The sequence below is a fragment of the Rathayibacter sp. AY1D5 genome (assembly GCF_002932515.1).
GTDB lineage: Bacteria > Actinomycetota > Actinomycetes > Actinomycetales > Microbacteriaceae > Rathayibacter.
Genome location: NZ_PSVU01000041.1, coordinates 24,960 through 34,257, shown reverse-complemented (window position 1 = coordinate 34,257; position 9,298 = coordinate 24,960). Strand labels below are relative to the sequence as shown.

The window sequence follows — 9,298 nt, the reverse complement described above, 5'->3', positions numbered from 1 at the left end:
GTCGACGCCGGCGGCCAGAACGTCCACGTGGCGGCGCTCGCCGACGCCCTCGCGCGCCGCGGCCACCGCGTGGTCGTCTACACCCGCCGCGACGACCCCTCCCTGCCCCGGCGCGTGCCCTTCACCTCGGGAGTCGAGGTCGTGCACATCGACGCCGGGCCGCCGCGCCGGGTGTCCAAGGACGAGCTGCTGCCCTTCATGGGCGACTTCGCCGTCGACCTCGCCGAGGAGTGGCTGCAGGAGCGGCCGGACCTCGTGCACAGCCACTTCTGGATGTCCGGGGTCGCCGCGCTCGACGCCTCCGAGCGGGTGGAGCGAGCCACGGGTCGGCGCGTGCCCGTCCTCCACACCTTCCACGCGCTGGGCGTGGTCAAGCGCCGCCAGCAGGGCGCGCTCGACACCAGCCCCGAGGAGCGCGCCTGGCTCGAGCCCGGAGTGGGCCAGAAGGCCGACGGCGTCGTCGCCACCTGCTCGGACGAGGCCTTCGAGCTCAAGGGGCTCGGCGTGCCGACCTCGCGCATCTCGGTGGTGCCCTGCGGAGTCGACATCGACCGGTTCTCGGTCGAGGGCCCGGTCGCGCCCCGCAGAGAGCGCTCGCGGCTCATGACCATCGGACGCCTGGTGCCGCGCAAGGGCATGGGCATCGCGATCGAGGCGCTCGCGCACCTGGTCGCGGCCGGCCACGACGCCGAGCTCGTCGTGGTCGGGGGCTCCGGCTCCGGCGACGCGCTGACGGCGGACCCCGAGTACCAGCGGCTGCACGGCGTGGCCGAGAGCCTCGGCGTCGCGGACCGTGTCGACTTCGTCGGCCAGCTCTCGCAGACCGAGATGCCCGCGATGCTCCGCTCGGCCGACGTCGTGGTCTGCGCGCCCTGGTACGAGCCGTTCGGCATCACTCCGCTCGAGGCGATGGCCTGCGGCGTGCCGGTCGTCGCCTCCTCCGTGGGCGGCCTGATCGACACCGTGGTCGAGGACGTCACCGGGGTCCACGTGCCTCCGCGCGATCCGGTCGCCCTGGCCGCCGCCCTCGGCTCGCTGCTGGAGGACCCCGACCGCGCCCGCGCCTACGGGGCCGCCGGCCGCGAGCGCGTCGAGTCCCGCTACTCCTGGGACCGCGTCGCCGCCGACACCGAGCGCGCCTACGTCACGACGCTCGCCGGCCTCGGCGACGAGTCGCTCCTCACCGGCGCCACGAGCGCACCCTCATCCCCCACCACCCGGAAGGCGGCTCCGCGACGATGACCATCGACACCGCGACCATCGACACCGTTCTGGACACCCCGGCCGACGCCGCCCGGCGCCTCGTCGACGACCACGTGGCGCGCGCGCTCGACGCGGTCGCGCAGCTGGAGCGCCACTCCGACAGGATCGCCGCCTGGGGCGTCGAGCTCGCCGACCGCCTGCACTCCGGCGCGCGCCTGCTCGCCGCGGGCAACGGCGGCTCCGCGGCGGAGGCGCAGCACCTCACCGCCGAGCTCGTCGGCCGCTTCGACGGCGACCGCGTCCCCTTCTCCGCCATCTCGCTGCACGCCGAGACGTCGAGCCTGACCGCGATCGGCAACGACTACGGCTTCGACCACGTGTTCTCGCGCCAGGTCACCGCGCACGCCCGGGCGGGCGACGTCGTGGTCCTGCTCTCCACCAGCGGACGCAGCGCGAACCTCCTCCACGCCGCGGAGGCCGCCCGTGCGGCGGGCGCCCGGTCGTGGGCGCTGACCGGCGAGGGGCCGAACCCGCTCACCGAGCTCTGCGACGAGGCGATCGCCCTCGAGGGCCACGGCTCCAACGTGCAGGAGGCGCAGCTGGTGCTCGTGCACGCGCTCTGCCGGGCCTTCGAGCACCGGATCCGCGCGCGGACGGCGGCCGCCTCGTGAGCCGCCTGCGCCTCGTCGTCGTCGGCGACGTGATGCTCGACGTCGACCTCTCCGGACCCGCCGAGCGGCTCAGCCCGGACGCCCCCGTCCCCGTGGTCGACGTGTCGGCCCGCAGCGCCCGCGCCGGCGGTGCCGGGCTGGTCGCCCGGATGCTCGCCCGCGACGGGCACGAGGTGACGCTGGTGACCGCGCTCGCCGAGGACTCGGATCCGGACGTGGCGGAGCTGCGCGCCGAGCTGTCCGGCGTCCGCCTGGTCGCCGGGCCCTCGGGAGCGCCGACGCCGGTGAAGACCCGCGTCGCCGCCTCCGGCCAGGCCGTCGTGCGGATCGACCGCGGCTGCGAGACGCCGCCCGTCCCCGGCGTCACCGACGCGATGCTCGCCGCCCTCGCCGACGCCGACGCCGTGATCGTCGCCGACTACGGCCGCCGCCTGACCGAGGAGCCGTCGCTCCGCACGGCGCTCGACGCGCTCACCGTGCCGCTGGTGTGGGATCCGCACCCGCGGGGCTCGCAGCCGGTCGCCGCCACCTCCCTCGCCACCCCGAACCTGGCCGAGGCCACCGCCTTCTCGGGAGCCGTCGGCCGCGGAGTGACGCGCGCCGAGTCCGCCGCGACCACCCTCCTCGAGCGCTGGGGCTGCGGTGCGGTCACCGTGACGATGGGATCCTCCGGCGCCCTGCTGCGCTCCCGCGGCGCCGGCGTCCCGGTCGTCGCACCGGCCGTCGCCGTGCCGCCCACCGACCCGTGCGGCGCGGGCGACCGGTTCGCCGCCTCCGCCGCGGTCGCCCTCGCCGAGGGCGCGAGCACCTCGGAGGCGGTGCAGGCGGCGGTCGCCGCGGCCGGCGCCTACCTCCTCGCGGGAGGGGTCGCCTCACTGTCCGCTCCCGCCGACCCCGCACCCCTCCACGGCGGCGGGGTGGACGCCCTGCGCGTCGCCGAGTCCGTCCGCGCGGCAGGAGGAACGGTGGTCGCGACGGGCGGCTGCTTCGACCTGCTCCACGCCGGCCACGCCCGCACCCTCTCCGCAGCACGCGCTCTCGGCGACTGCCTGATCGTCTGCCTCAACTCGGACGACTCCGTCCGGCGCCTCAAGGGCGCGGCACGGCCGATCATCCCCGAGGACGACCGCGTCGACCTGCTGCTCGCGCTCGAGTGCGTCGACGCCGTGCTGGTCTTCGGCGAGGACACGCCGGACGAGGCGCTGCGCCGCATCCGCCCCGACGTCTGGGTGAAGGGCGGCGACTACTCCGCCGAGTCCCTCCCCGAGACGGCGACGGTGGCGAAGTGGGGCGGCCGGGTCCTGACCGTGCCGTACCACCCGGGCCGCTCGACCACCCATCTCGCCGCCGCGCTCGCGCGCGTCGGCTGACCCGCGGCCCACGAGGCCCGCAGACCACCCCCGGAAGGAAACCATGAGCACCACTCCCACCCCCATCGGCCGCGTCCTGATCACCGGAGGAGCCTCCGGGCTCGGTGCGGCCGTCGCCGCCGCGGTCGCCGCCGCCGGCGGCACCCCGATCGTGCTCGACCGCGACGTCTCGTCGGTGAAGGAGGGCGTCGCCGCCTACCAGGTCGACGTCGCGAAGACCCGCGAGGCCGAGAAGGCGGTCGTCGAGATCGCCCGCGAGCACGGCGGGCTCGACGCCGTCGTGACCGCGGCCGGCATCGACCGCTGCGGCCGCCTCGTGGACGTGGAGCCGGAGGAGTGGGAGCGCGTCATCTCCGTCAACCTCCTCGGCACCGCGGCCGTCGTCCGGGCGGCCCTGCCCTTCCTCACCGAGACCCACGGCCGCGTCGTCACCGTCGCCTCCTCGCTCGCGATCAAGGCCGTCTCGGACGCGACCGCGTACTGCGCCTCGAAGTTCGGCGTGCTCGGCTTCACCCGCGCGCTCGCGGCCGAGACCAAGGGCGAGATCGGCGTGACCACGCTGATCCCGTCGGGCATGAAGACGCGCTTCTTCGACGACCGCGACGAGCAGTACAAGCCGGGTCCGGACGCGCTGCTGAACGATCCGGAGAACGTGGCGAACGCCGTCATGTTCGTCCTCGGCCAGCCGCGCGGCTGCGAGGTCCGCGAGCTCGTCATCACGCACGAGGAGGAGCCGTCCTGGCCGTGATCCGCTGATCCGGGCGCGCCCCGGATCCCCCTCCGCGAGACGCCGCCTCGGTCCGCACGCCCCGGCGCGTCGCGTACCGAGGTGGCGTCTCGCGGTTCAGCGGGTGGAGGCGAGCACCCCGCGGACGTCCTCGAGCACCGCCTCGACGCGCACATCGCCGACGAACGTGACGTCGTGCTCGCAGCGCGGAGCGGTCCAGCCGACCTGCGTGGCGTCGCGCCCGCAGACCGGGCAGTGCGTGGTCCAGCTCAGCTGCACCCGATGGCGCTGCCGCCCGAGGGCCGCGGCGTTGATCGCGTTGCCCACCCAGAAGACCCCGACCGTCGGAGCGCCGACCGCGGCGGCGAGATGGCGTGGTCCGGAGTCGTTGCCGAGCACGAGGTCGGCGAGCGAGAGCAGCGGAGCGAGGTCCGGGAGGTCCACGACGCCCGCCCAGGAGACCGCTCCCGGCGCTCCGGCGACGATCTCGTCGGCGGCGGGCACGTCCGAGGCGTCGCCCACCACCAGCACGCGCGCGCCGTCCGCCAGCAGCTCCGTCGCCACGGCGGCGAAGGAGGCGGCGGGCCAGCGGCGGCGGGGATCGGTCGCGCCGGGGTGGATCAGCACCAGCGGGCCGCCCGCGGGCAGCGCGGCGGCGAGGCGGTCCCGCCGCTCCGGATCCACGGCGAGCGCCGGCTCGAGGCGGGTCGCGGGCGCTCCGGCCAGCCCGACGATCTCGAGCGCCCGCAGCATCTCGTGCTGGTAGTAGACGTAGGGGATCGTGCGCTCGAGCTCCGCGGCGTCGTCGGTGCGCGACCCGATCGTGTGGCGCGCGCCGAGGCGCTGGAGGAACGGGTTGGAGTAGCGCCCGCCGCCGTGCAGCTGCACGGCCAGGTCGAAGCGGCGCGCGCGCATCCGCTCGGTGAAGTCCTCGACGACCCGGGGGTCCTCCCCCTCTCCGTCGCGGACGCCCTGCGCCACCGGCAGGATCTCGACGTCGGCGATCGGCGACTCGACGCCCGTCAGCAGGACCCGGTGCGCGGGCGTCCCGAGCAGGGTGATCTCGGCTCCCGGGTAGGCGGCCGCGAGGGCGTCGACGGCGGGCAGCGCGAACAGCAGGTCGCCGAGTCCGCCGCCGCGCAGGACGGCGATCCTCTCGACTCCGGCGAAGGGCTCTCGGAGGGGGGCGATGGCGACCACGACGGGTTCCTCTCAGGTGCGGAGGGCGCGCGGGCGCCGCTCCGGGGACGGTGCACTCCTCCACTTCCCCGCCGGGACCGATCCGAAACCGGATCGGGGGCGAGCCCGTCGCCGATCCGGGGGTGGATTCCCGAGGCGGCGTGTCTAGGCGCGCACCACCCGGGTACCGGACAGATGCGTCCGCCACTCCGCGGGCGCCCCCGACCGAGAGGTGACCGTGACCATCGACATCACGACCCCCGCCACGACCGCCGCCGACGCCGTCCGCCGCGCGCGGACCGCGTTCCCCGCGTGGGCCGCCACCGCGCCCGCCGAGCGCGGCGCCCTGCTCCGTGCCGCCGCCCACCGCGTGGCCGAGCGCGAGCAGGAGCTCGCCGACCTCAACACGCAGGAGACGGGCAAGCCCGCCGGCGACGCGCTGGGCGGCGTGCGCGCCGGTGTCGACACGCTGCTCCAGTACGCCGAGCTCGGCCCGCTGCACCGCGGGAGGAGCCTGCGCGGAGGGGCTCTCAACGTCGATCTGGCCCTGCCGCACCCGCGCGGTGTCGTGCTCGCCCTCACTCCGTGGAACGACCCGGTCGCCGTCGCTGCGGGCCTCCTGGGCGCCGCGATCGTCTCCGGTGACGTCGTCGTGCACAAGCCGAGCGAGCGCAGTCCGGGCACGGGCGCCCTCTTCACGAGCATCCTCGCCGAGGCGCTGCCCGAGGGCGTGCTGACCCTGGTCGAGGGCGACGGGGCGGTCGGCGACGAGCTGGCGCGCACCGAGGGCGTCGACGTCCTCGCCCACGTCGGCTCGACCGCCACCGGCCGCGCGCTCGCCCGGGTCGCCGCCCTCACCGGCAGGCACGTGATCCTCGAGAACGGCGGCAACGACGCGCTCGTCGTCGACCGCGACGTCGACCCGGTCTGGGCCGCCGAGCAGGCCGCGCTGGGCGCCTTCGCCAACGCCGGCCAGATCTGCACCTCCGTCGAGCGGATCTACGTGCACCGCGACATCGCCGAGGCGTTCACGGCGGCGCTGGTCGCCGAGGCCGACCGCTGGAGCGCGGGCCCGCTCCCCCGCCTCGTCGACGCCCGCATGCGCGACGCCGTCCACGAGCACGTCACGGAGGCGCTCGGCAGCGGCGCGCGCGCCCTCACCGGCGGCACTCCCGGGGACGGCACCTTCTACCCCGCGACCGTCCTGGCCGACTGCACCGAGTCGATGCTGGTGATGACGGAGGAGACCTTCGGGCCCGTCGCGCCGATCCGCGTCGTCGACTCCTTCGACGAGGGCCTGGACCTGGCCGCCGCGAGCCCCTACGGTCTGGCCGCCTCGATCCTCACCGCCGACATGGAGCACGCCCATCGGGCCGCGGCGACGCTGCCGGTGGGCACCGTCAAGGTCAACGGCGTCTTCGGAGGAGCCCCGGGCGGCAGCGCCCAGCCCCGCGGAGCGTCCGGCTCCGGCTTCGGCTACGGCCCGGAGCTGCTCGACGAGATGACCACGACCACGGTCGTGCACTTCGGCCTGCCCGTTCTGCCGGGAGGCGCGCGATGAGCCTCGAGGGCTCGGCGCTCCAGCGGGCGAGCGCCCTCCTGGCGCACGTCCACGAGCGCCCGCCGGTCGTCGCCGTGATCGGGGACCTCATCCTCGACTCCTGGTGGCTCGGCGAGGCGGAGCGCGTCACGCGGGAGGCGCCCGCGCCGGTCCTGCGGCTCGAGGACGTCGTCGACGTCGCGGGCGGGGCCGCCAACACCGCCGCCAACCTGCGCGCGCTGGGCGCCGTCGTCCGCACGGTCGGCGTGGCCGGACGCGACTCCGAGGGCGACCGGCTCGTGCGCGCCCTCGAGCGGGCCGGCCTGGACACCTCCCGGGTCGTCCGCACCGGCGCTGCGACGACGATCAAGACCCGCGTGGTCGGCGGCGACAGCGTGATGCTGCGCGTCGACTCCGGCCCGCACCACCCGGCCGACGACGAGCTGGCCCTGCTCGCCGGTGCCGCCGCCGAGGCCGCCGCGGGCGCCGACGCCGTCCTGGTCTGCGACTACGGCTCGGGGATCCTCCGCGAGGCCGTCGAACGCCTGCTCGCCGTCGGGCGCCCCGGCCTCCTCGTGATCGACGCGCACGAGCTCGCCGACTGGGCCTTCGCCCGGCCGGACCTCGTCACCCCGAACGCCAAGGAGGCGGAGCGGCTGCTCGGCGGCTCCCTCGGGCGCGGGACGGAGCGGGCCGCCGCCGTGCGCGACGCGGCGGACGACCTGCGCGCCCGCTCGGGCGCCCGGCACGTCGTGGTCACCCTCGACCGGGACGGCTCCACCGCCCTCGACGCCGACGGCACGGTCAGCCGCACCTTCGCTCAGCCCGCGGAGGAGAAGCAGGCGTCCGGCGCCGGCGACACCTTCGCCGCGACCGCCACCCTCGCCCTCGCCGCCGGCCGCTCCCTGGCCACCGCCGTCGATCTGGCGCAGGCCGCCGCCGACGTGGTCGTGCAGCGCCCCGGCACCTCCGTCTGCTCGGGCGACGACCTGCTCGCCTCCCTCGCCGCTCCCGGCGCCGTCGTGCTCGGCGAGGACGCCCTCGTCGAGGTCCTCGCGGAGCAGGCGCGCCGCGGTCGCCGCGTGGTCTTCACCAACGGCTGCTTCGACGTCCTGCACCGCGGCCACACGGCGTATCTCCGCCAGGCCCGCGAGCTCGGCGACGTGCTCGTGGTCGCGGTGAACGACGACGACTCCGTCCGGCGGCTGAAGGGCGAGGGACGGCCGATCAACCCGGAGGGCGACCGCGCGGGCGTGATCGCCGAGCTGGGCTGCGTCGACTACGTGACGCTCTTCGGCGGAGACACCCCCATCCCGCTGCTCGAGCGCGTGCAGCCCGACGTCTACGTGAAGGGCGGGGACTACAACCCCGACATGCTCGCGGAGGCGGCCGTCGTCCGCTCCTACGGGGGCGTCGTCACCACGGTCGGCTACGTCTCGGAGCACTCCACGACCGAGATGGTCCAGCGCATCCGATCGGCCGCGCCGTGACCAGCCGCCGGTGGTCCGGGCGCTGGGGGGTCCCCGAGGCTCCCCGGCAGCCGCTGATCGACGTGCTGGTGCCGACGGTCGGCCGCCGTGCCGAGCTCGCCGCCACGCTCGCCGGACTCGCCGCCCAGGACGACCCGCCCTTCCGCGTGATCGTCAGCGACCAGTCCGACGACGCGGTCGCCGAGAGCGACCCGACGATCCTCGCGATGCTGCGCGTGCTGGAGGCGCAGGGCCGGGCTCCGGTGGTGCGCCGGCACCTGCCCCGGCGCGGGCTCGCGGAGCAGAGGCACTACCTCCTCTCCCTCGCCACCGCCCCGGCCGTCCTCTTCCTCGACGACGACGTATGGCTCGAGCCGGGCACGCTCTCGCGGCTGCACGAGGCCCTCGAGCGCCTCGACTGCGGCTTCGTCGGCTCCGCGGTGCAGGGCCTGTCCTACCTCGAGGACGTGCGCCCGCACGAGACCGAGTCGTTCGAGACCTGGGAGGAGCGCGTGGAGCCCGAGCGGGTGCGGCGCGGAACCCCGGAGTTCGAGCGCTGGCCGCTGCACAACGCGGCCAATCTCACGCACGTCGCCGCCCGCCTCGACGTCCCGGAGGGCGCCTGGCGCGCGTACCGGGTCGCCTGGCTGGGCGCGTGCGTCCTCTACTGCCGCGACGCCCTCCTGGCCGTCGGCGGCTTCGACTTCTGGGAGCAGCTGCCCCCGGAGCACAGCGGTGAGGACGTCGCCGCGCAGTGGCGCGTCATGGAGCGCTTCGGCGGCGCGGGCCTCGTGCCCAGCGGCGCCGTGCACCTCGAGACGCCCACGACGGTCACCGACCGGCGCGTCGACGCCTTCGACCGGCTCTTCGCCGAAGAGCACTCGTAACACTCAGCAAGGCGACGAAAGGACAGCACGATGGACGCACCCAACCCGATCCAGATCCAGAAGTACCTCTCGGGCATCGACTACCCCGCCTCGAAGGACACGATCGTCGAGACCGCGGAGAAGGAGGGCGCGGACGGCGACGTCCTCGAGGCCCTCCGTGCGATCCCGGACGGCGACTACGAGAAGCCCACCGACGTGAGCTCGGCCGTCTCGAAGGTCTGACCCCCTCCGCGGGACGCCGCTCCGGTGCAC

General features: G+C 75.6%; 9 protein-coding genes. 8 read left to right on the top strand and 1 reads right to left on the bottom strand.

Annotated features, from left to right (window positions below):
• The 4 genes from C5C82_RS12620 to C5C82_RS12605 all read left to right on the top strand — a co-directional run.
• On the top strand, nucleotides 1–1,242 hold a 1,242-nt coding region (locus C5C82_RS12620), incomplete at its 5' end, for a glycosyltransferase (protein WP_104355172.1).
• The gene (locus C5C82_RS12615) at nucleotides 1,239–1,874 is read left to right on the top strand and encodes an SIS domain-containing protein (protein ID WP_104223523.1); all 636 of its coding nucleotides are present in this window, start codon (nucleotides 1,239–1,241) and stop codon (nucleotides 1,872–1,874) included. The genes C5C82_RS12620 and C5C82_RS12615, both read left to right, overlap by 4 nt.
• 5 nt (nucleotides 1,875–1,879) lie before the next feature.
• Nucleotides 1,880–3,244 carry a PfkB family carbohydrate kinase gene (locus C5C82_RS12610; protein ID WP_104233300.1) on the top strand — a complete coding sequence of 455 codons (1,365 nt, stop codon included), beginning with the start codon at nucleotides 1,880–1,882 and terminating at the stop codon, nucleotides 3,242–3,244.
• Nucleotides 3,245–3,287: 43 nt separating this feature from the next.
• Nucleotides 3,288–3,992, top strand: coding sequence for an SDR family oxidoreductase (locus C5C82_RS12605; protein WP_104233229.1), 705 nt, complete (start codon nucleotides 3,288–3,290; stop codon nucleotides 3,990–3,992).
• 96 nt (nucleotides 3,993–4,088) lie between these two features.
• On the opposite strand, the gene C5C82_RS12600 is transcribed toward C5C82_RS12605, so the two are convergent.
• Nucleotides 4,089–5,171 carry a glycosyltransferase family 9 protein gene (locus C5C82_RS12600; protein WP_104233228.1) on the bottom strand — a complete coding sequence of 361 codons (1,083 nt, stop codon included), beginning with the start codon at nucleotides 5,169–5,171 and terminating at the stop codon, nucleotides 4,089–4,091.
• A gap of 217 nt (nucleotides 5,172–5,388) precedes the next feature.
• On the opposite strand from C5C82_RS12600, the gene C5C82_RS12595 reads away from it, so the two are divergent.
• Genes C5C82_RS12595 through C5C82_RS12580 form a run of 4 tightly spaced genes read left to right on the top strand, consistent with a single transcriptional unit; the run spans nucleotide 5,389 to nucleotide 9,268 of the window.
• Nucleotides 5,389–6,711, top strand: coding sequence for an aldehyde dehydrogenase (locus C5C82_RS12595; RefSeq protein ID WP_258062856.1), 1,323 nt, complete (start codon nucleotides 5,389–5,391; stop codon nucleotides 6,709–6,711).
• Nucleotides 6,708–8,180 (top strand): D-glycero-beta-D-manno-heptose 1-phosphate adenylyltransferase, encoded by a 1,473-nt coding sequence (gene rfaE2, locus C5C82_RS12590; protein WP_104233226.1) that lies wholly within the window; start codon nucleotides 6,708–6,710, stop codon nucleotides 8,178–8,180. The genes C5C82_RS12595 and rfaE2 overlap by 4 nt, the downstream gene beginning before the upstream one ends.
• Entirely contained in the window at nucleotides 8,177–9,046 is an 870-nt protein-coding gene (locus tag C5C82_RS12585) for a glycosyltransferase family A protein (RefSeq protein WP_219812573.1), read from the top strand. The genes rfaE2 and C5C82_RS12585 overlap by 4 nt, the downstream gene beginning before the upstream one ends.
• 30 nt (nucleotides 9,047–9,076) lie before the next feature.
• Nucleotides 9,077–9,268: a DUF2795 domain-containing protein gene (locus C5C82_RS12580; RefSeq protein WP_104223528.1), complete on the top strand. Its 192-nt coding sequence runs from the start codon at nucleotides 9,077–9,079 to the stop codon at nucleotides 9,266–9,268.
• Nucleotides 9,269–9,298 lie beyond the last annotated feature (30 nt).